The sequence below is a fragment of the Paenibacillus sp. JT31N7 genome (genome assembly GCF_059692095.1).
Genome location: NZ_JCAUAT010000003.1, coordinates 572,017 through 592,595, shown reverse-complemented (window position 1 = coordinate 592,595; position 20,579 = coordinate 572,017). Strand labels below are relative to the sequence as shown.

Annotated in this window: 19 protein-coding genes and 1 riboswitch; of the genes, 5 read left to right on the top strand and 14 right to left on the bottom strand. The window is 55.9% G+C overall.

Features of this window, described 5'->3' with window-relative positions; translation table 11 throughout:
- Positions 1–117 precede the first annotated feature (117 nt).
- The 7 genes from AC58P5_RS17325 to AC58P5_RS17295 all read right to left on the bottom strand — a co-directional run bounded on the left by AC58P5_RS17325 (position 118) and on the right by AC58P5_RS17295 (position 5,957).
- Entirely contained in the window at positions 118–609 is a 492-nt protein-coding gene (locus tag AC58P5_RS17325; protein WP_497388600.1) for a cysteine dioxygenase, read from the bottom strand.
- Between the two features lie 476 nt (positions 610–1,085).
- A complete protein-coding gene (locus AC58P5_RS17320) occupies positions 1,086–1,895 on the bottom strand; it encodes an HAD family hydrolase (protein WP_497388599.1) in 810 nt (269 codons plus the stop codon).
- Positions 1,888–2,664: a DeoR/GlpR family DNA-binding transcription regulator gene (locus AC58P5_RS17315; protein WP_497388597.1), complete on the bottom strand. Its 777-nt coding sequence runs from the start codon at positions 2,662–2,664 to the stop codon at positions 1,888–1,890. The genes AC58P5_RS17320 and AC58P5_RS17315 overlap by 8 nt, the downstream gene beginning before the upstream one ends.
- A gap of 196 nt (positions 2,665–2,860) precedes the next feature.
- Positions 2,861–3,814 (bottom strand): L-lactate dehydrogenase, encoded by a 954-nt coding sequence (locus tag AC58P5_RS17310; protein ID WP_497388595.1) that lies wholly within the window; start codon positions 3,812–3,814, stop codon positions 2,861–2,863.
- A gap of 73 nt (positions 3,815–3,887) precedes the next feature.
- Positions 3,888–4,760 (bottom strand): hypothetical protein, encoded by an 873-nt coding sequence (locus AC58P5_RS17305; RefSeq protein WP_497388593.1) that lies wholly within the window; start codon positions 4,758–4,760, stop codon positions 3,888–3,890.
- Positions 4,761–4,762: 2 nt separating this feature from the next.
- Positions 4,763–4,895: riboswitch (cyclic di-AMP (ydaO/yuaA leader) on the bottom strand.
- 253 nt (positions 4,896–5,148) lie between these two features.
- Positions 5,149–5,688 (bottom strand): DoxX family protein, encoded by a 540-nt coding sequence (locus tag AC58P5_RS17300; protein ID WP_497388591.1) that lies wholly within the window; start codon positions 5,686–5,688, stop codon positions 5,149–5,151.
- A gap of 62 nt (positions 5,689–5,750) precedes the next feature.
- Positions 5,751–5,957: a hypothetical protein gene (locus AC58P5_RS17295; RefSeq protein WP_497388589.1), complete on the bottom strand. Its 207-nt coding sequence runs from the start codon at positions 5,955–5,957 to the stop codon at positions 5,751–5,753.
- A gap of 590 nt (positions 5,958–6,547) precedes the next feature.
- Between AC58P5_RS17295 and AC58P5_RS17290 the strand changes: the two genes are divergently transcribed.
- Entirely contained in the window at positions 6,548–7,618 is a 1,071-nt protein-coding gene (locus AC58P5_RS17290) for an acyltransferase family protein (RefSeq protein WP_497388587.1), read from the top strand.
- Positions 7,619–8,158: 540 nt separating this feature from the next.
- Here AC58P5_RS17290 and AC58P5_RS17285 read toward each other — a convergent pair.
- Positions 8,159–10,513 carry a YcdB/YcdC domain-containing protein gene (locus AC58P5_RS17285; RefSeq protein WP_497388585.1) on the bottom strand — a complete coding sequence of 785 codons (2,355 nt, stop codon included), beginning with the start codon at positions 10,511–10,513 and terminating at the stop codon, positions 8,159–8,161.
- Positions 10,514–10,582: 69 nt separating this feature from the next.
- Positions 10,583–11,302 (bottom strand): potassium transporter TrkA, encoded by a 720-nt coding sequence (locus AC58P5_RS17280; protein WP_497388583.1) that lies wholly within the window; start codon positions 11,300–11,302, stop codon positions 10,583–10,585.
- A gap of 211 nt (positions 11,303–11,513) precedes the next feature.
- Here AC58P5_RS17280 and AC58P5_RS17275 point away from each other — a divergent pair, with 211 nt between their 5' ends.
- Positions 11,514–12,569, top strand: a complete 1,056-nt coding sequence (locus AC58P5_RS17275; RefSeq protein WP_497388581.1) for an FUSC family protein — start codon at positions 11,514–11,516, stop codon at positions 12,567–12,569.
- 105 nt (positions 12,570–12,674) lie between these two features.
- Positions 12,675–12,887 (top strand): hypothetical protein, encoded by a 213-nt coding sequence (locus AC58P5_RS17270; RefSeq protein ID WP_497388579.1) that lies wholly within the window; start codon positions 12,675–12,677, stop codon positions 12,885–12,887.
- A gap of 171 nt (positions 12,888–13,058) precedes the next feature.
- Here the strand turns inward: AC58P5_RS17270 and AC58P5_RS17265 are convergent, their stop codons facing one another.
- The 3 genes from AC58P5_RS17265 to AC58P5_RS17255 form a co-directional block, all read right to left on the bottom strand.
- A complete protein-coding gene (locus AC58P5_RS17265) occupies positions 13,059–13,448 on the bottom strand; it encodes a hypothetical protein (RefSeq protein WP_497388577.1) in 390 nt (129 codons plus the stop codon).
- 110 nt (positions 13,449–13,558) lie between these two features.
- On the bottom strand, positions 13,559–13,804 hold the full coding sequence (locus tag AC58P5_RS17260) for a hypothetical protein (RefSeq protein WP_009672463.1): 246 nt from the start codon (positions 13,802–13,804) through the stop codon (positions 13,559–13,561).
- Between the two features lie 356 nt (positions 13,805–14,160).
- Positions 14,161–14,442 carry a DUF1294 domain-containing protein gene (locus AC58P5_RS17255; protein ID WP_497388575.1) on the bottom strand — a complete coding sequence of 94 codons (282 nt, stop codon included), beginning with the start codon at positions 14,440–14,442 and terminating at the stop codon, positions 14,161–14,163.
- Between the two features lie 237 nt (positions 14,443–14,679).
- On the opposite strand from AC58P5_RS17255, the gene AC58P5_RS17250 reads away from it, so the two are divergent.
- A complete protein-coding gene (locus tag AC58P5_RS17250) occupies positions 14,680–16,554 on the top strand; it encodes an ABC transporter substrate-binding protein (protein WP_497388573.1) in 1,875 nt (624 codons plus the stop codon).
- A 48-nt stretch (positions 16,555–16,602) separates the two neighbouring features.
- On the opposite strand, the gene AC58P5_RS17245 is transcribed toward AC58P5_RS17250, so the two are convergent.
- Positions 16,603–17,307: a SanA/YdcF family protein gene (locus tag AC58P5_RS17245; protein WP_497388571.1), complete on the bottom strand. Its 705-nt coding sequence runs from the start codon at positions 17,305–17,307 to the stop codon at positions 16,603–16,605.
- Between the two features lie 300 nt (positions 17,308–17,607).
- Between AC58P5_RS17245 and AC58P5_RS17240 the strand changes: the two genes are divergently transcribed.
- Complete coding sequence (locus AC58P5_RS17240; protein WP_497388569.1) at positions 17,608–18,750, top strand: GNAT family N-acetyltransferase; 1,143 nt, start codon at positions 17,608–17,610, stop codon at positions 18,748–18,750.
- A 246-nt stretch (positions 18,751–18,996) separates the two neighbouring features.
- On the opposite strand, the gene AC58P5_RS17235 is transcribed toward AC58P5_RS17240, so the two are convergent.
- On the bottom strand, positions 18,997–20,409 hold the full coding sequence (locus AC58P5_RS17235) for a class II fumarate hydratase (RefSeq protein WP_497388567.1): 1,413 nt from the start codon (positions 20,407–20,409) through the stop codon (positions 18,997–18,999).
- Between the last annotated feature and the right edge of the window lie 170 nt (positions 20,410–20,579).

The following is a 20,579-nucleotide window of genomic DNA, read 5'->3' as shown; positions in this document are numbered from 1 at the left end:
CTCACAAAGCCCTGGTTCATCCAGGGCTTTGTGTCATTTGCAGCAGAACTGCCGTACAGTGCCGCGCGCAGCCCGGATTCAGTCGGCAGGTAAGATGCATGGAATCATGCGTGAACGTCAGATCACAAAATCGAGCACTTCGCGGTAAGGCAAGTAGGCTTTCGTCCCCGTTAATGGAGGCGAATACACGTGAAGGCTTACAATCCGTTCCTCATGTTGGTTGCGCATTTCGTGAATTTGTCCTCGGGGAGCGTACATGCACTCCCCGCTGGCGACGGGAGCTGCCATAAAAGGCTCGGGATAACCGCTCCGGTCCAGTTCGTACCACACATTGAGCATCTCGCCTTCAATAACGCGGGCACAGCCGATCGAAGACCCGTGATCGTGAATAGCCGTTTTGCCGTGCCCCGGCAGATGGATCACGACGACCTCCACATCGGCTGTCCGCAGAAGCACATGCCGGCCATAAGCCAGCCGCTCCGGCTCGGTAACGTGCGGGGCGATTTTGTCCCTCGTCAGGGACAAGGCTTCCAGCCCGGCCCTCAGCTCGTTCATCGTCGGTTTTTTTAAGCCGCCGAACGCATGTTCAATCGATTGAAGCAGATTCATACCGTATCCTCCTGTATATCAGGTATTCTTATGGAATGAATAACTGGAATTGATATCAGGATATGGGCCGGACAGCAGGTTGGTGCCTGATCACGGCAAGCCGATTAACCAAAGGAATCCGGCGGTGCCGGGCTCCGCATTATCGTTAAAAGGCCCGCCCCGAGATCCCGGGCGGGCCTTTTAGCGTTTGTATCGTTGGCCGTCATCGTTCGGCACCGCGCACAGGGTACTGCGCGCCGCGTGAGTCGTGTCAACGGCTCTCCCGCAAAACGCCTGCGGACCCGGCAGGATCACGCTCCCGCTCCGGAAAGCTGCCTTTCCGAGGGGGATTACGCTCCTGCGGGTCCGCTCCGGCTTACGAACACCGCCGGCTGCAGGAACGGCCGGGGCTGGCTTCGAAAGCCGGGAAACTCCGGCCGGACGAGCGTACGCTTAAAGACGTGTGCTCACCGTCTTTAAGCTTGCGCTCCGGCGGCCTAATGGCCGCGGCCGCTGCGGTTGTGCTCCAGAACGGCCGTCACCGCTTCCGCCACCGACGAAGTCGTATGACCCGCTCCCGCCTTTACCTCATCGCGGCTTTTTATCATGGCAAAGCTGTGGGGCGTCAGGGCGAACATCGGCAGATCGTTATAGGAATCGCCTACGCAGGCGGCCTCCTCATGCTTCAGTCCCAACTCTTTAAGCAGCCTGGCCAGACCGGTTCCTTTGGAAATCCCCGCCGGCATCAGATCCATACAGTCGTGATCGGAAATGACGGCCTCCACGCTGCCCGCATATTTTTCCATCAGTTCCTCGCGGAAAGACAGAAGCTTATCCATATCGCCGAACAGGGAAAACTTGCAAGGCTTCACCTGTCCCGAGCTTATCTCCAAGCCGATGTCGGCCTGATGATGGACGGGGCTGAGCTGACGCTCTTCGTATGGCCGGGAAGCGTCCGTGCTCTTGTATAGACGGATCGTTTCGTCCGAGCAGCAGACGAAGAAGACGATGCCCCGCTTCGAGACAATCTCGAACAAGTCCGACGCGCGGTCCGCCGGGAAATGCGAGGCATCCAGCTGTCCCCCTTCCAGAGTGTAAACCGCGGATCCGTTCTGGCTGATGCCGTAAGCCTTGACGCCGACCCGGTCCATAATCTTCCGGATATCGGGGTACAACCGGCCCGATGCGATGCAAATCTGCACGCCCTGCCCGGCCGCCTCCCGCAGCATACGGGCATCCGCGTCCGCGACCTCCAGATCGGCATTCATCAGAGTCCCGTCCAAATCCGTTACGATCAGTTTAATCATGCTGATTGTCCCCCTCTACGATGAGCAGCTCCACATCATGCCTTTCCAGCAGGCGGAGCATGCTTTCTTCCGGTTCCCGGTCCGTCACGATCACATCCAAGTCGGCCAGACCGGCCACTTTATAAAACAACTGTTTGCCGAATTTCGTATGGTCCGCCAAAACGACGACACGGTCGGCTCTGCGGATCATTTCGCGCTTGATGGAACCGTCCTCTTCATGCGGGTAGGAAAGCCCGTCCGGACTGATTCCGCAGGCGCCAAGAAACAGCAAATCGACGTAATAATCACCCAGCTGCGCCAGAGCAGTCGCTCCGAACAGAAACCGGTGCTCCAGTTCAAGCTGCCCGCCGAGCATATGCACCTTCAAGCTTTTAGTGTCCGCCAGTTTCGCCGCAATATCGATGGAATTCGTCACGACCACGTTGCCCGTCGTCTGAATATGCTCGGCGACCGTCGCAACCGTCGTTGACGTGTCGAGAAACAAGTAATGCCCGTCGCGGATCAGCTTGGCGGCTTCCCTGCCGATCTGCCGCTTCTCGTCCGGAGCTTTCTGCATCCGGTCCTTATAAGCGGTCACCGCGCGGTTCAGCGTCGGCAGCATAGCGCCTCCGCGGGTCCGGACAATTAGCCCGATCTCATCCATCCGGACGAGATCCCTGCGAGCGGTGTCCCGCGACACGTCGAATTTGTCACAGATTTCCTTGACGTCCATCCGCTGATGTTCCCTTAAGTATTCCATAATCGCTTCAATTCGTTCTTCCTGAAACATATCGGCACGCCCTTAAGTGAATTCATGCAATTCGATAATTGTTTGTAAGTAATTATAAGCGTTAATAAGCGAATCTGTCAATCAAAGCGCATATCACCTTGAAAATACACTTGCAGCATACAAAAAAGCGGCTGATAACCAGCCGCTCTTTCCGCGTTTTACTCGCATGCTCTATTCTTGTTCATGTCTCTCCCGCCTACAGCCGTTCCGAAATCGAATCGATCATTTCCCGGATTTTGGCTCCCGATTTGCGGAGATTAGCCTCTTCCTCATCGCTCAAGGGCAGTGTAATAACCTCCCGCACACCCGTACGGTCCACAATGCACGGAACTCCGAGATAAACGTCGGACATCCCGTGATAATTGGAAACATACGTCGATACGTTCAGCACCGCGCCCTCATCTCGCAGAATCGCCGTACAGATCCGGTCGAGCGCCAAAGCGATCGCGTAATACGTTGATCCCTTCGCTTCGATAATCTGATAAGCCGCGTCTCGCGTATTCCGGAAAATTTCGTCCTTATCCTCCTGATTCAGCTCAAGAGGCAGTCCGGCAAAATTCGCCAAGCTCCACAGAGGCACTTCCGAGTCTCCGTGCTCCCCGATAATCGCCGCGTGAATGCTTCGCGGATCCACTTGAAGCTTCTCGCCGATCAAATAGCGGAAACGCGCGCTGTCCAGCAGAGTTCCCGAACCGATGACACGGTTAACGGGCCACTCGGACTTTTTCCAAGTAAAGTAAGACATGATATCAACCGGATTGGTCGCCACCAGAATAATGCCTGTCTGGTTGTACTTCGTCACATTCTCGACGATGCCGTTAAAAATGTCGACGTTGCGCTTAAGCAGATCGAGACGGGTTTCCCCCTGCTTCTGCGCGACGCCCGCACAAACAATGATAATATCGGCACCTTCACAGTCGGAATAGTCACCCGCCCACACTTTCACCCTGCCCGTAAACGGCAGGCCGTGATTCATATCCAGTGCGTCCCCGTTCGCTTTCGCGTGATTATAATCGATGAGGACAAGTTCGGACATCCGCTCTCTGAGCAGCAGGGTATAAGCCGTGGTGGAACCGACGGCACCCGTTCCGATGACAACGATACGTGTTTTTTTAAGTGATTCCAGGTTTTCGAATTCATTAGCAGACACGAGAACCTCTCCTTTCAGGGGAATTCTGGTATTATTGTAGGCGAACTTCCCCCCAAAAAGCAAACGTCCCGCCCTACAAAACGACAAAATAAGCCCGGGACTCCTCGAAAAGCACCGACTGATCCAGCTGAAATCCGGTGCCGGCTATCCGCTCGCAAGCTTGCAGAGGGGCAAGGCGAGCCGGTTCGGGATAACGGCCCTCTTCCAGCCAGTCCGCTCCCAGCACCGCTGCGGTATGCTCCCATAAGCAGCAGGCCGGACCGATCAAATAATCTTTATGCATCGCGAGCGTCATTCCTTCCTGCCGCAGCATGCACGCGCTGCGCAGATCATCCAGCAGAGAGCTGCCGCAGCCGGGGTGAATCTCCCGCTCAGCCCGGAAGAACATGTTTACGGGAAATTCCCCTTCCGTCGCTGCAGCGTGTTCACAGCGCTCTACCTCTCCGCTGCGGGAAGGAAAGCGCGTTTTCGCGTCAGACCGTAATCCGTCTTCCGCACTCCGGACAGCTGCCGTTTGCGGGCGGAGGGAGCTGACGCCGGAACGGCTGAAGCTTCCGTTATTCCCGAAGCCGCCAAAGCTTCCGAGAATGTCGACAAACGGTTTGCGCTGCGACCGGGCCGTCAGATCGAACAATGCCATTTCTACCAGATCCGCTTTGACATTCCCCCAGAGAACGCGGTACAAGCGAACGATATCAAGCGCCTGCGCCACCGTGCTTTTGGGGAGGCGGTACAGAAATCGCGCCCATTTCACAAGATCGAAATACTTCTCATCGACGGACATCAAACATTCTCCCCAGCCTGTCTCTCCGCCCTCGTCCGTGAGTTTCAGAAGCCCGTATCTGCAGTTCTCGAGCTTTCCTTTGGCATGATGGTAACAGCAGGGTACATCGAATTCAAACAGTTCAATCCGGATAATTCGTGAGTCCATTTCTTCCTTTTCCACTCCTTTTCTCCCAATGACGCTTGCGAGGTTAGCTGCCGGGTTCGGATTTGAGAGGCCCCTACGGAATAAACATTCCGATTCACCCCAGTTCGTGGGTCCCCCGCTTCTCGTTCGAGAATTAAGCGCGCAGATGAAGATGATAGTATGGCCACCGCCGGCGTCCGGGCATGCTGCCCGAAGCCTGATCCGACGTACCATGAGAGTATGTTACTCCCGCGAATCGGGCCTGTAAACAAAACGGCGGACAGCCCTCTGCCATTCTGTTCCATGTAACCCTATTCATTTAATCGTTGCTTCTTCAAGCTGATTCCAGCTCATTCTTTCTCCGTTTAACAAAAAAAAGCCCCGGATATCCGGGGCTTTTGCTTGGATCGCGTCTATCGTCCGATCAGATGTGGGCGCGTGTCTTGCCTCCACCGAGGGTCGGGTTTGCGCCGTGGTCTCCGCGATGGCGAAGGAGCTTGCGGAGGTAAGGAAGGATGTAATAGTCGGCTCCGAACTTGCCGGCGTTGGCTCCGGCGGCGATGACGATGACACCGAGCAGGATCATCCAAGGGTTGGTGCTTACAGTACCTGCGAAGAGGAACATGAAGTTCATCAGAACCCCGAAGAATGCTGCCGCCGTTGTCAGTGCGCCGAGGACAAGACCCAGTCCTACCAGAAACTCTCCGAGCGGAATCAGTACGTTAAACAGTTTGGCGTTCGGCAGTGCAAAGTTTTCCAGGAATGCGGTGAAGGTCGGATAGACCAGCTCATTGGTCGCTTTATCGACAATCGGCTTCGTTACCGCGCCTTTCAGAAAGCCAGTGGCGTCAAACCCGCCTGTCAGCTTGTGCCATCCTCCCGTGATCCATGCGTATCCGAGATAGAAGCGGAGGATTAGCATCAGACCTGCCGCATAGACGTTCGTTCTTAACCAGTTAAACATATAAATTTCCCCTTTCAAGCTGCGTATTCTGTATGATGATGATCTTGCGTGTTTCCGTTTTTTTAAAGCCAGTACTGCTCGATCAATCCGCATTCCGCTTCCAGAGGAAGAGGAAGTCCGGTTTTGCCGACCGCTTGCATTCGGACGATTTGCCCTGCCTGCACACAGTCGAAGCATAAATCCTTATAACCCTCAGGGTGCGGTTGAAGCCGGGCGCCGCATGCCTCGCAGTGTGCGGGAGCCGCGTTTACAAGATGAAGGGCGGTCATGATATTCGCATCCTTTCGTAGTTCGCTATTTTATTGTGAATATTTTCACATTCTTGGCCGTAAATAGCTTTCTTCCCCTTCCTGAATCAATCAGGAAGTTCGGATGAGCCGGCGGAGCCGTCAGCTCTGGATACCAGAGGCTTTAACCGGCAGTCTTCGCAAATCCAGGCGGATTTGATTTTTTTCACGACCGGAATACCGGAACCACACTGCGGGCATCTTCCTTGTTGGACTTGCGGGTCAGCTGTCTCTTTCATGGCTCCTTCACCTTCTTTCGTGTGTTGTTCTCTCTTTCTGACTTTAGTATAGTCCTCTCCGCGAGGAGTGTATGTGATATTAATCACACTTAGCCCGAAATAAGTGATTATAATCATGTTCTAGCATTCTTCATAATGAAAGCCGTTACTTAATAAGGGCATGTGAATAATATCACAATCTATTAAAAGAAGAAGTTCTATACTTTCTTTAGAAAGCCATCTTCCCGTAACAGCCGCATCCAGGCAGGTTTGGCTGCTTGCGTTTCTTCTATAGAAACTAAGTAGAGAACAATCAAAACCTAAACAAAATTTGCACAAAGCGAGATGACCCCTATGCGAAACCCTACAGCCGTCTTTTTTACGAATGTCCGTTTCTTCCTGATCCTGCTGGTCGTTCTGGTCAACCTGCTGCTTACCCTTCCGCCTCTGCCGGAGGCAGCGCAAGCTGTTGTGACTGCCATCTTCACTTTTCATCTGCCGGTGTTCGTGCTGGTAACCGGTTATTTCGCCAAAACATACTGGCAGAAACCCGAAGCGGCAGCCGGAATGCTGCGGATCGCTCTGCAGTATCTCTTCTTTCAGACCTTGTACTCGGTCATGGATCTGTTCTGGCTCCACAGCCCCGGCATCCGCTATTCGTTCTGGCTGCCTTACTGGATGCTCTGGTTCCTGACCGCGCATTTCGGCTGGAAGCTTCTTCTCATCCCGTTCGCCCGGCTCAAGCACCCGGTGGCCGCCGCCGTCCTGCTCGGCGCGGCAGCCGGCTTCCTGCCGGCGGAAGCGGGCGCGTGGCTCGGCCTGACGCGCACGCTCGTGTTCTTCCCGTTCTTCCTCGCCGGGTACTACTGGCGGGAAGAACGGCAGCCCCGGCGGCGCACGGCAGCCCGGCGCCGCGTGATCCGGGCCGCCGCGGCGCTTCTGCTGCTGGCGCTGCCCGCGTTGTGGCATGCGGCGGGTGCAGACAGCGCCGCACAGTGGCTCGCCGGAGGCAGCGGCTATGCGCAGCTCGGCGTTCCCGCCGCAGCCGGCACAATGCTGCGCCTCGGCTGCTACGCGGCGCAGGCCGCCGCATCGGCCGCGTTCCTGCTGCTGCTCCCGCGCGCGGAAAGCCGCTTGACCGTCCTCGGAGGACGGACGGTCTACGTCTTCCTGCTGCATGGCGCCGCCATCAAGCTGCTGGGCGCGGCAGGGCTCCTGCAGCTGCTCGCCCGGCTGATGGACGCGGGAGCGGCGGGGACTGCCGCGGCTCTTGCGGCGGGATGCGCGGCCGCAGCCGCGATCGTGGCCGCGCTGTCGAGCCGCAGGTTCGCCGCCGCGGTGCGGCCCTGCATCGAGCCGGATGCGGCCCGGGTGCTGCGCTGGCTCCAGCGGAGGCTCCCCGGCCGGGCGCGCAGCACGTACTAGCCGCCGTGCGGGTACGCCGGTGCCTTTGTTTTTCGCTGCTTCTCCCCTGGCGCAGACGATACGGCGCGCGGCACGGCGCCAAATGGCAATGGGTCAGCCGCATGTCATGTGCATGCGCCGCCAGCCTACATCGCATGACATCGGCAGTCCCAGTGCTTTCAACATCAGCCGTGGAGCCTGATTGTAATCAGACTCCTCTTCCAGCCGATCATTGACTATATTTGGGTGGTTCTTAAGCATCCGCAACCCGGATAAGCCCGGCCTGAATAATCAGGCCGGGCTTATTCAATACCGCTAGGTTAACATCCATTTCCGGACTCAATGCTCCTGCTTGCTCCTCAAAGTTCATGTCTCATTCAAGTACGGTTCAGAGCTTCGTTAACGTCATGACCGGGCCACATTCTTTCTCTCCGGGCTAAAGTTGCGCTCTATCGCTAATGTCCGGCTGATCCGTTCATCTCCCTTCAGTACCTTCGAGTTCGCTCCGCTACTCTGCACGGCTTCATCTGTTTAGTCTTATACCCCCGGCTCTTCCGCCGCTTAATAGGATACCGGCTGATCCGTTTTGCCTTGAAGCCCCGCCATCCGCATCAGAACGATGGCTGCCTGTGCCCGCGTGACTCTGTCCTGCGGACGGAATTCGCCGCCGATGTCCTGCAGCAGGCCCAGCTTCATGACAAGGAAAACATCGGCTTTGTTTTTGACGCTGCCTTCATCTGTGACGGCAAGCTTGCCGAGCGGCTTATCCAGCAGGGACGACAGCTTCTCGTAACGCAGCTCGTTCACAAGCGCCGAGGCCAGCCTCTCGCGCGTCAAAGGTTCATCCACTCCGAGTTTTCCCTCCGGGTCTGTCTTCAACCGGTTCATATCGGTCAGTAAACGGACGGCTCCGTAGTAAGGGCTCCCCGGCTGCACATCCGCATAAAGCGGCTCACCCTTCCGGTAGTTCTCTCCATAATACGAATCCGGTCTGATTCCCCGGGCAAACATCGTCAGCCAGTCCCCGTAAGTAAGAATGGCATCCGGGTTCAGATTACCTTCCGCATCGGAAACGAGTACTTTGAGACGGACGAGCTCGGTCAAGTCTTTTTGCGCCCAATGCCCCTTAATATCCTTCGCCTCGGACGGCTTGCCGGCACCAGGGATCAGCGGCCTCAAATCACGCAGCTTACCGGAAACGGCATCGAGCACCTGCCAGGCCGACTCCACCTCGGAATCCTGCCGGTAGACAAGCAGCAGCTTTCTTTCCTTAACGTCGGCGCCGGTATAAAACGCTCCGTTCATTGTATAGGACAAGCTTACCCGCCCGTCGCCCTGCAGCCGTTTCAGCGCCTCTTCCTTCGTCACGACGGCCGGCTTAACCGCCTTCAAAGCCTTCTCAATCTCTTCCTGTTCATAGGGAAGCTGGAGGGTGTAGAGACTTCCGTCTCCGTTCAAATTGAGGATAATCTGCTGATCCTGGACGGGAATTCCCTTATAGACCCGCTGAAACTGGTACGTAAACGGCTCGTTTTTCTTGGACGAGACGTTGTCCTTTACTGCACTGTTCTTCACCAGCTTCCAGTTTTCAGAAGCCTGTGGAACGAGTTTGTCAAACAATTGAAGCGCTCGTGCATCCGCCGTTTCTTTTGTGACGCTTCGCGCCTTCACGTTAGGATTTTGGTTCCAGGGCGGATATATCCCGTTCTCGCTCAGTTCGAGAATTTGACCTGTCCGGGCATCGACAATCGCACTGTATTTGATGCGGTTTTCGTTCTCGTCCTCCCAGTTCAGACTCCAGACGAGCTGCCCCGGCATGCGCCAGCCTTCCTGCTCGGACTTCTGGGCCAGCTTGCTTCCCTCCGGAACGTAACCCGTCGCTTTTACGAGTTCGGCGGCTTGCTCCGCACTTAACGGTCCTCCCGTATGCGCTTTAAAAGAAGATCCTGTTTTCGGAATGTCCGCATAAGCCGAAGTACCGTAGGCGGCATACAAGCCTTCAAATACGTACTCCCCGGTTTGAGCGTCGACAGGGGTGTAAGATAACGGGTTCCGCACATAGCCGAGGACCCATTCTTTTGGGCCCGATCCATTCTGCAGCTGCACATATTGCAAATCGACCGCAAAATCCTGCTTGTATTTGGCGGCGGCTTCCCGCTCGGTTATTTTGGGAGTCACGGAAGGATACGTATTGGTATAGAAACTGGCGTGCAGCCCCGTAATCTGTCCGTCCCCGCTCATCTGTACGTTGATGCCTTCGAAATCGACAAACAGCCCGTTCACTTTGCGCTTGAATGAAAAATCGTAAAGGACCTGACCGAACAGCGCGTTTTGCGAGCCATAGGAAAGAATAGGTTCCAGCGTATCCTTTTGCAGGGACGGAATCGCCTTTTTCACGAATTCCAATGCCAGTTGAGCCGCTTTCTCCTGATTGACTGCCGGCGGATAAAAGCTTTCCTGCTCCTTGAGCCGGTCCATAGGAAAAGAAGTCGACAGAATATCTCCTGTCCGGGCATCCACCGTACTGTGAAAGGACGAAGTGGAATTCCCTTTCGTCACGGACCAGGAAATGGTCCATACAAGCCCCGGAACGGGCGGGTACCGGTCTGTCGACTCCCCCAGCTTCACCGACGACACTTCCGCTTTTTTCAGATCGGGAAATAATTCCCGCAGTCTTCCGATCGCCTGCTCCTTCGTAATCTTGGCCTCTTTCTCCAGCTTGTCGCTGTCCGGAGCATCGGCCCCCCGAACCGGTACGCTTTCGGACACGGCTTTCGCGTCCTCTTGAAACCTGTATGCAGGAGCGGACATAGTTTCCGCATTGGTAATTCCGGGCAGCAGAAGACCGACTCCAAGAGAGCCGGCCACCGTAAGCAACCCCGCTTTGCGCAAGCGGGCCGCGTGTTTGTTGTTCATCCTAATCCCTCATCTCCATTTGTTAGAGTTTCCCATATTATTTAACGCATGGAAGAAGGAATAGTTTCTTTACAAGAGAGAGACGGTCTTGTTTTCGTCGATCAGATTTTCATGCCGGTATTCCAGTTCCTTGCTGAATTTTTCCGAGATATGCTTTTTATTCCCATATACGTACAGAACATCCCCCGCTTCTATGCGGGTATCGGAATCCTTGTTCTGTTTCCGGATTCTCAGCGATCCCCGCTGCACAAAGAGCAGGTTAATGTCTTCATCGGCCGTACAGAGATCGTCGATAAGACAATGCTCGTACTCGGAATTTTCCATGATGGGAATATCCGTGATCCAGTCTTCTTCGTCATTGTAGAGCAGCTCGCTTACCGGCAGCTCCTCCACGCCTTCGTCTTCCTCCAGTGGAGCATGAAGTTTTTTGCTCAGCCGGTTTTGCATCGGTTTCAATTTTAAAACGACCAGCAGAAAAACCAGAATGCCCGTGATCACAAGCAGCTCCGGTAGTCTGAACCTTTTTTCAAGCAGGTTGGACACCAGTGTAATGATAACGGCCAGAGAGAATACGCCGAACAAAATGAGAAAAATACCGATTCGCCTGCGAACCGGATGCCGGATAATGAGCTCGGATTCCTGTGTGGTAAAGCCCGTGCCTGTCAGCAGGGAAGTGACCTGAAAGCGGGCGATTTCGTGATCAAGCCCGGTGAGCATCATCAATACCGCCGAAATTTCGATAACGAGCAGTACGATTCCCAAATAGATGACGATTAATAGTAGCTCCATGATATGCCTCCCAGCCTCTACACCTTTTCAATAACCGTTCCCGCGGGTATGTGAAACTAACAGCTTTTAACTGCAATCGGGGATTTTTTGCGGTTCGCATGCCCCTTATATAGCCCGCTGCGCCGGGAATTCTCCGGCCGATTGACTAGTCCGCACCTGCAATGCGATAATGAGTTCGTCATCTTGAACCATCTGAAGGGAGTTACTGCATGTGACGTTCGGAGCCAGAATGTTAAAGACGGGCATGGCCGTCACTCTAGCTTTGTACTTAAGTATGCTTTTGCATACGACCGCCCCGGTCATTGCCGCGGTTGCCGCGATTTTCGCCCTGCAGCCGTCCATCTACCGGTCCTGGCGTTATTTCCTCGATCAGCTGCAAACCAACACCTTGGGAGCCGCGCTCGCGCTCGTCGCCGGTACGTTTTTTCCCAAGCACCCGATCGCCATCGGGATCGTTTGCATTCTGGCCATTATGATCTGTCTTAAAATGAAAATGGAAGCGAACATCGGCCTCACCCTCGTAACGGTTATCGCGGTCATGGATGCTTCCGGCGGCCACTGGTGGTTCGCCGTTAACCGCTTTCTGCTCACTTCGCTCGGAGTCGGGTCCGCTTTCGTCATTAACGTGCTGTTTTTCCCGCCTAACTGGCAGAAACGATTTATGGAAGAAGTGCATGGGGTCTTCAGTCAGATATCGCCTCTACAGAGGACGGTCATTTCCAATGAAATGAAAGAATCCGTTTTTCAGGAAACGAAAGACGGCGTCGTCAGCGCGCTGTTCCGGCTGGAGGAGAAATACAAGCTCTTCGAAGAAGAGCAGAAGAAACTCAAGCGGTTGAAATACAGCCAGTCCAAGCGCCTTGTCGTCTACAAGCAGATGCTTCACACCCTGCGCAAAGGCGTGGACATTTTACAGCTGGTCGAAGAGCATTATTTCCAAGCGTCGCGCACTTCAAACATGAACGCGTTCGTCGACGAGCACTTGGAAGCCCTTACCCAATACCACGAATACGTGCTTATGAAATTCGAGAAGAAGTACAAGAACGAGTCCTACGAGAAGCTCGAAGCGATGGATCTCAAAAACGACGCCTTCCTGAGACTCATAACGGACGCTTCCAGCAGCACCGGGGATCTGCATCGGCTCGTTGTGGTTGCTTCCGGGATCTATGACTACGGTCACCAGATCGTGAGGCTGGATAAACTAGTCGAGCAATTTTTCAAAGGCGCCGAAGAAAACGAAAAACAGACGGGCATTAAGTTTTTTTAATGTCCCGCCTGTTTTTTTCTTTTTTTATAATCCGCCTGGAACCGGAACATACTAAACCCAATCACGGCCTCCAAGCGGAGGTCCTTCTAAAGGAGGTCCTTGTCTATGACCGAAAATCACGATCCCAATTTCGTATTGGGCGCACCCCGTTCCTCGGAGGATTCCGCCGAAGCTTCTTCCGCACAGGGAACGGAACTGACCCGGGAGCAATTCCTCCAGTCCTACGAAGCCGGCACTATCGAAGACGACCATGGTTTGGGCGCGGAAGCACAGGCGGAAGCCGGCTACCGGCCCGAATCCACGCCGGACAGAGCCTGAGCCTTCCGCTGAAGACGATGTACGACGGCTAAAGCCTGACGCGGCACGGACGCCGCTGCCGCCGCAACCGGCTATGCAAAAACCCCCGCAGTCGTAAGGCCGTAAGGCTTTCCTGCGGGGGTTTTGTATGTGCGTCTCGCTGTGTTCCGGCGGGTTGCGGCGCTTGCGCCCTTACTCAACGGCGTGAAGCCCGCTCAAGCGCGAGACGGTCATCAGCAGCTCGTCACGCAGCGGAACGATGAATTCCACCGCGCCCATGGTGAAGATGCCGCTTCTGTTGTGAAGCCTTACGCCGCTGACGCTGAGCTTGTAATGCGGAAGCCCGGCTGACATCGAAGTCAGCTCGTTTCCGCCTCCGCTCCGGGAAGACAGCGTCAGCGTGCGTCCTTTGGCTTCGAACGGCACGATGCTGAGAATCGCGTGCAAAGGAATATAGTAATTGACGTGGGGTTTCTGGACGATGAGTTCTTTCGTCGTGACCGTAAGTCCCAGACCACTTTTCTTATGGGAATATTTCAATTCGCCGTCTGTCATCTGGATGGAAATAAAATCGGGATTCATTCCGTCTGGCGCCCCCTTCAAAAAAGGATGTACGTCCACCTTAGCATACCGGTCATGGACTGACAACCTGACGGGCTTTCGTCACGGACGGGCGAAGCATGGAAAATGCGCTACGAGGCGAGCATCAGCACCTGAAAATCCATCTCGATGCTCTGAGCCGACATCAGTCCGCCCAGCAATAGTTTGGCCTCCGTCAAGCGTGCGAGATCCCCGCGCAGAATCAGATGGGACCGGTGTCTCTTCCCGGGCGTCTTCCAGGCCAGCAGAGGAGCCAGCATATGTTGTTTTAAGGTTCGGATCACCGTATGTAATTGTTCCTGTTCCGCCACTTTGACGATCAGAAATGTATGGTCCATCACGATCTCCTCCGGTCGTTAAAAAGAATGTGCGTTGCCGGCCGAAACCAGGACGCGTCCGCGCCAGGAGCCGGGGATTGAAGTCCACAGCATAAAGCCATCCGCGAGCAGCAGCGGACGGCAGCCTTTCCATCATAGGGTGTTTGGTTCAAGGAGTCAAGTCGGATGGCTTCCTTCCCTGCTCTTCCGCCGGGGCCTTAGGGCATCCCGGTAAAACGACTGTACCTTACCTGTGTGATCCCGATTGCAACAGTTTCTATGTATTTTTTTATTCTACCACATCAATTGGAGTTTTTCTTCATTATTCTTCAAGCGGAGTCCAGTCTCGTTTACCCGGCTCTCCCCCGTATGAAACTTTACTCCCCCACAAAACGGAACAGCTTCCAGAAGACGATCACATTGACGATCAGCAGAAGCGGAATTCCGTATTTGAACGTGAAATGTCTGGTTTTGTGCTTGTAGGCATACATGCCCGCCCAGATACCCGGAGCCCCCCCGATAAGAGCCGTCAGGAATAGCCGCTTCTCCGGCACGCGCCAGTCCCCGCTGCGCGCCCTGCGTTTGTCGGCGCCCATCCATACGTAGGCGACAAGATTAACGACAAGAAGATATAAGACAAGAATCTTGATGGAAAACACCTCTTTTTTAGTATAAAGTCCGCTTCCTTATTAGTTTACAATTATTTGGGTAAAAAGCGAAGACCGGAGCTCGGCTCCCCCGGTCTTTCTATTCTTCATACATCATGTTGCCGTTCTGCTCTACTTTCATGGATTAAACCCTCCCGGGATCGATTTATTTTTGAGCCTGTTCGCTTTCGCTCCTTACCCGCTTCTTGTATAATCAGGAGAAAATTCTCCTGTAAAGGCGGGATCGGGATGCAAGTCACCCATCATTATCTCGAATTGTGCAGAGCGTACAGCGCGGTGCCGCAAGGGCTTCCCATCTCCCTCACCCTAGAGGAAATAGCCGAACGGCTCCACTGCACGGTGCGCAACGTCAAACTCGTGATCCGCAAAATGTCCGAAGCCGGTTGGATCACCTGGATTCCCGGCCGCGGCCGGGGGAACAAATCCGAGCTCCACTTCCGTTATACCCTGGAAGAAATGCTAATGAAGCAAACGGCCGAATTTGCCGAAAAAGAACAGTACCAGCAAGCTTTTGAATGGATTCACCAGTATGCGGACACACCTCTGATGAAAGAACAGCTGCTCCAGCATGTGTCCCGCTATTTCGGGTACAAAGCGAAGGAAACGGAACAGGACGCGGACGTGCTGCGGCTGCCCATTAACAAAACTTACCGGACGTTCGATCCGGCCGCCCTGATTTTTGCCAATGATGTGCATCTGAGCCGTCAGTTATTCGATACGATCGTGCGGTACGACAGAGCCGCAGGCGACTTCGTTCCTAGTCTCGCCCATCACTGGGAGTCGGATGAAAGCTGTACCGTCTGGACGTTCTACCTGCGCAAAAGCGTGCTCTTCCACCACGGCCGCGAGCTGGAGGCGGCCGATGCCGAGTATTCCTTACGGAGGCTGCTCGATCCCGGGGTGTTCTCGCCCCAGCGCTGGATGCTGGAAGATGTCCGGCAGATTCGCGTCCCGAGCCGGATGACCATCCAGTTCGTGCTGAGTAAGCCGCACGTGCTTTTCCCGCACTGTCTGACCTCCCCGTCCGCAGCGGTCCTGCCCCGGGAGCTTTGCGAGGCGGATCCCGAGGCTTACTTCGCCTGTCCGGTCGGCACCGGGCCTTTCCGGCTGGAGGTTCGCCCCGGCTACGGGTACCTGCTGCACGCCAACGACCGCTACTGCCTGGGACGCCCTTTCCTGGATGTCGTCGAGCATATTCTGCTCCGGGATTCTCCGGAGCTTGTTGACATGACGGACGCCTGCAATATGGTTCAGCGCGCTCCTTACACGCCCGGCTCCAAGCCTCAGCAGGACTGGCAGGCGGTGGAATGCATTTCGTCGGGGTGTGCGCTTCTTTCGTTTAACCGCCGCAAGAATGGCCCCTTGCAGGACGCCGGACTCCGCCGGTACGTGCGTTCGGTGATTCAGGCGTGCGCGATGGTGGAGGAGCTCGGGGAGAGCCGCGCGATAGCGGCGGCAAGCTTTTTGCCCGATAAAAGCCTGCGGATAGGCTGTGATCCTTACGGGGATGAGGAGGAAGAAGATGTCCCCGGTATTCCGTATTCCTCCGCCTACGCCGGAACGGAACTGACGCTGCACGGCAAAGATTCATACAAAACGCACGAAGACTTCGACTGGATTGTTAAACGCTGCCTGAAAGCCGGACTTCACATCAAGGTGGTGCTCCATGAGCGGGATGAATTCCTCACACCCGATGTCATGGATGAAGCCGATCTTGTTCTGTGTGAAGTCGTATTGGACGAAAGCGAGACGCTTTCTTTGCTGGAGCTGTTCATGCAGGAGGAAGGGTCGATCCGGCGCATGTTCGACGACCCGCTGCGCGCGGAGCTGAGCCGGAGAGTGGCCGAACTGCTTGCTGAACCTGATCCACGCAAACGGCTGGATCTTTTCGATAAGCTGGAATCCCTTCTCACGGAAGATAACGCGATCCATTTTCTCTATCACCGGAGAATGCAGACCACTTACCACAAAAGCGTACGAGGGCTTAGGCTGAACGCCTTCGGCCATATCGATTACCGTCATATCTGGTTCGAGCCCGAAGACCGGCTTAACGGACATGCAGGCCCGGCGGACACAAGTTGCCCGTTCAGCACGATTTACTGAAAAAAGCGCCCGCAGAGGCGCTTTTTCTTTGGAAGCCAATCGTCTTTCTCAGGCATTGGGCCGCCACACCGCCTCCTCGATCAGCCAGGAATCTTCGGTCGCCCGACCGTCGCCGGTGATGGGAATCACTTCCCCCAGGTAAGTCGGCTGCGGCTTGAAGAACCGGATCAGAGCGAAATCTTTGCTTCTCGCCGCCATTTCGCGGGCCGCGAATTTCGCCATTCCCCGGTAATCCTGACGGTCTGCCGCCACGCCGTACGCTTCGACGCCGAGTCCCCCCGCATCATACAGCGCGCGCGCCAGGTGATAATCCTGGGTTACGACGATAGCTTTGCGGATCTGAAAAATAGCCTTGGCCCGGTACATCGACTCATACGTACTAAAGCCGGCATGATCCATAAAAATGCGCTCTTCCGCAATCCCCCGCTCGAGCAGAAAGTCTTTCATCGCCCCTACTTCGTTGTAACCGAGTGTCCCATGATCGCCGGATACGAGGATTTTGTCCGCCTTTCCGCCCTCATACAGCTCCGCGGCCGTAATCATCCGGTCCTTTAACATATCCGAAAGCCGCCCGTCCGGGTGCACCTTTGCTCCGAGCACGATAATCGCATCGGCCGCAGGCGCCTGTTCCACGCTTACTTTGCGGGCCGCCCCTTCTTTTCTCACTTCATAATCCGAGGTAACCAGCCAAATGCCGCCCGCAATCGCTGCAACTCCCAGGCCGTATGCCATCCCTCTCCAACGCAGTTTCATCCCCAGCTCTCCCCGCACCGTAATCTTGCTTTCATTCCCGATTTCGCTCCAATGGAGTGAATGGGATGTCGGGGCCATTATACCTTAATTTTCCTTTTTTTCGCTATCGTTTAAAAGGGAGTTTCGGTTTTATCCGGCGTTAAACGTTACATCCGAGGCGTGGCGTCGGGACTGCCAGGTCCGATCCTTACAGGTGGGTTAGAAATTTTGAATGAATTGTAAATTTTACCTGCCTTTACGGCCGGGCTTTTTCTATAATAGAGAAAACCGTTAAAAACGGCGGAAAGGATGAATATTTACATGAACATCCGGCTTGTCAGACAGGAAGAAATGCGGGAGGCCGCCGATTTGGCGGATTCGGTCTTCCGGGATTCCGAGCAGATTTCAATGGCAGACGGTTTCCCGTTCCTATTCTCCGCTTTACACTCCCAATCCGTAGGAGCTTTCGAAAACGGGCGGCTCGTCGCCTTCATGGGCCTGCTCCCGTCCGTCATCCGCATCGGTCCCGCCCGGCTTTCCGTGTATTCGCTGGGCTCGGTGTGCACGCACCCGGAAAGCCGCGGAAAAGGCATCGCCGGCGAACTGTTCGCCGCCGTCCGCGGGCAGGTGTCGCGCTCGGGCGGTTCGCTGCTGCTCGTCTCCGGCGGCCGCTCCCTCTACACGCGTGCGGGCTGCCGGCCGTTCGGCTCACTCCGCCGGTATACGCTGGACGGCGCCTCCTCCCCGCAGACGGATGAGTCCGCAGGAGGCTTCCGTCTGCGGCCGTACGAGCGGGGCGATCTGCCCGCCATGAGCAGGCTCGCCGCTTCACGCCGCTCCGCCTTCGAGCAGAGCCCGTGGGACCTCGGCAGTCTAATCGAGGCGCGGGCGTACGCCAGCTGCCTGAAGCTGCGGCATGAGACGTGGATCGCCGAGAAGGACGGTGAGCCGGCGGCCTTTATCGTCGCGGCGGTGCCGGACCCGGCTGTGGCGTCCACGAGGTTTCCCCGGCTGATCGAGTGGGCCGGGGCTCCCGAAGCGGCCGCACGGCTGCTCGCCGGTCTCACAGCGAAGCTGGAGCTTCGCGAGTTTCAGGCAGCGGTCCCGTTTTATGAAACGGGACTGCGGGAAGCACTGCGAAGCTTCCCGTCGGAAGAAAGCCGAAATGAGGGCACCATCCTCGTAACCGGCGCCCAGCTTCTTCTGAGACAGCTCCGTCCTTACCTGGACGAACAGAGCGGAAGCAGGCTCGGGGAGCGGCTCGGCGTCCGTGAAACCGGAGAAGGCGGCGTATGGCTGACGCTGCCCGGACTGCCGGATCTTCTCCTGAGCGTGGACGACTGGACGGCGCTGCTGTTCAACCCGGACGCCGCTGTCCGGGTTGCCCCCGCCCAGTGGCAGGAAGAGCTTCGGTCCGTCTTCCCGCTCCCTTTCCCGTATACGGCGGGACTAAACTACATTTGAGGCTGTTCGGCTGTACGGCCGTACGGATTTACGGCGGCGGACGCAAGTTCGCCCCGCGCCTCCAGGAGCGTTCGCCCCTCCACGGGATGAAGACAGAACCCGGCGGCTAAGGAAAATAAACGATTTCCCGCCCCGCTCCCTGTTCGTTCCCTACCAAAAAAGTCCCGCTCGTGCACGCGAAATGCTGCACAAGCCGGGACTTTTTTCTGCCAGCCTGCCTGGTTTCCCAAGCGGCGGTGTCAGTTTTTATTCGGAAAGACTCTTCTGAACAATCTGCTCCCACTCTTCCTCGGTTAAAATCCCCTTCTCGACGACAAGCTGACGAAGCGGCTTCTGCGTTTTCAGCGACTCCTTGGCAATCTCGGCCGCTTTGTCGTAGCCGATAATCGGATTCAGCATCGTCACCAGGGACAAGCTGCGGTCCATCCAGTAGCGGCATTGCTCCTCATCGGCTTCAATTCCTTTCACGCAGCGTTCGCAGAACGCTTCCGCCGAGGTGCTCAAAATATGTGCCGATTGCAAAACATTGTGGGCGATGACCGGCATCATGACGTTGATTTCAAGCTGGCTGCCTATCATCGCCGTCTGGACGGCCGTGTCGTTGCCGATCACCTGGCAACAGACCATATACAGCATCTCCGGCAGGACCGGATTAACCTTGCCCGGCATAATGGAAGAGCCGGGCTGTACGGCGGGCAGCCGGATTTCGGCAAGGCCCGTCTGCGGGCCGGAATTAAGCAGGCGGATATCGCTGGACAGCTTGATCAGATGCACGGCCACATCCCGGAGAAGCCCGCTTACGCGCAGAGCCGCCGACGGGTTCTGCATAAAGGCGAACCGGCTCGGAGCTTGCCGGTAAGGCGTGCCAGTACGGCGTCCGATCTCCGCCACCATCCTGGCGGCATATTCGGGATGAGTGTTCACGCCCGTGCCGACGGCATTGCCGCCGATGCCCAGCTCCAGGAGGCCATCCGCTGCATGCCCCAGCTGCTTTCGCATCTGGCCGATAGTGGCCGCGTAGCCTTCGAACTCCTGCCCCAGACGAAGCGGAACCGCATCCTGTAAATGGGTGCGGCCCGATTTTACGACCGAATGAAACTCCTTCGACTTGTTCGTGAGCTCGCCCATCAGCTTATCCAGGGCGGGCAAGAGCTTCCGCTCCACGGATTCGTACAAGGAAATACAGATCGCCGTCGGAATCGTATCGTTGGTCGACTGGCCTTTGTTCACATGATCATTGGGATGGATCTTGTCCTTGCGGTCACGTTCCAATCCCAGTTTCTCAAGCGCAACGTTGGCGATCACCTCGTTGGCGTTCATGTTTTGCGACGTTCCGGCCCCGGCTTGAAAAGCATCGACGACAAACTGGCTGTCCCAGCGTCCTTCGATCACTTCGTCCGCGGCAGCCAGGATGGCGTCCGCGATTTCGTCGTCCAGTTCGCCCAGCTCTTTATGTACGGCGGCAGCGGACGCTTTAATAACCGCCTGGGCCTTGATAAACTCCCGCGGCAGCCGGTATCCGCTGATCGGGAAGTTCATCACCGCGCGCTGGGTCTGGGCTCCGTAATAGGCGTCGGCCGGGAGCTGAACCTGCCCCAAAGAATCGCCGGCGGTGCGCCGCTTCGTATTTTTTTCCATGGATGGTTGTTGGTCTGTCATGATCTCACCCTTCCTTCCGTTCACTCTTCTTCGCTCTCTTGTTACAAGAGCATGTTGACAGTTCCGGTATGCCCGTGCTTATTCGTTGTTCTTCTTACCGGGCGCCTTACCGGTTCCGGGTAGAAAGCCTCCTATCATAGATACCCGTTTTAGGTGCCGGTGATACCCGC

Bases quoted from the DNA above. Each gene is read 5' to 3' on its own strand.
- AC58P5_RS17250 (WP_497388573.1), top strand. From the start codon at position 14,680: ATGCAAGTCACCCATCATTATCTCGAATTGTGCAGAGCGTACAGCGCG.
- AC58P5_RS17265 (WP_497388577.1), bottom strand. From the start codon at position 13,448: ATGAATCCCGATTTTATTTCCATCCAGATGACAGACGGCGAATTGAAA.
- AC58P5_RS17270 (WP_497388579.1), top strand. From the start codon at position 12,675: ATGACCGAAAATCACGATCCCAATTTCGTATTGGGCGCACCCCGTTCC.
- AC58P5_RS17325 (WP_497388600.1), bottom strand. From the start codon at position 609: ATGAATCTGCTTCAATCGATTGAACATGCGTTCGGCGGCTTAAAAAAA.
- AC58P5_RS17240 (WP_497388569.1), top strand. From the start codon at position 17,608: ATGAACATCCGGCTTGTCAGACAGGAAGAAATGCGGGAGGCCGCCGAT.
- AC58P5_RS17320 (WP_497388599.1), bottom strand. From the start codon at position 1,895: ATGATTAAACTGATCGTAACGGATTTGGACGGGACTCTGATGAATGCC.
- AC58P5_RS17285 (WP_497388585.1), bottom strand. From the start codon at position 10,513: ATGAACAACAAACACGCGGCCCGCTTGCGCAAAGCGGGGTTGCTTACG.
- AC58P5_RS17300 (WP_497388591.1), bottom strand. From the start codon at position 5,688: ATGTTTAACTGGTTAAGAACGAACGTCTATGCGGCAGGTCTGATGCTA.
- AC58P5_RS17235 (WP_497388567.1), bottom strand. From the start codon at position 20,409: ATGACAGACCAACAACCATCCATGGAAAAAAATACGAAGCGGCGCACC.
- AC58P5_RS17245 (WP_497388571.1), bottom strand. From the start codon at position 17,307: ATGAAACTGCGTTGGAGAGGGATGGCATACGGCCTGGGAGTTGCAGCG.
- AC58P5_RS17295 (WP_497388589.1), bottom strand. From the start codon at position 5,957: ATGACCGCCCTTCATCTTGTAAACGCGGCTCCCGCACACTGCGAGGCA.
- AC58P5_RS17290 (WP_497388587.1), top strand. From the start codon at position 6,548: ATGCGAAACCCTACAGCCGTCTTTTTTACGAATGTCCGTTTCTTCCTG.
- AC58P5_RS17280 (WP_497388583.1), bottom strand. From the start codon at position 11,302: ATGGAGCTACTATTAATCGTCATCTATTTGGGAATCGTACTGCTCGTT.
- AC58P5_RS17315 (WP_497388597.1), bottom strand. From the start codon at position 2,664: ATGTTTCAGGAAGAACGAATTGAAGCGATTATGGAATACTTAAGGGAA.
- AC58P5_RS17260 (WP_009672463.1), bottom strand. From the start codon at position 13,804: ATGGACCATACATTTCTGATCGTCAAAGTGGCGGAACAGGAACAATTA.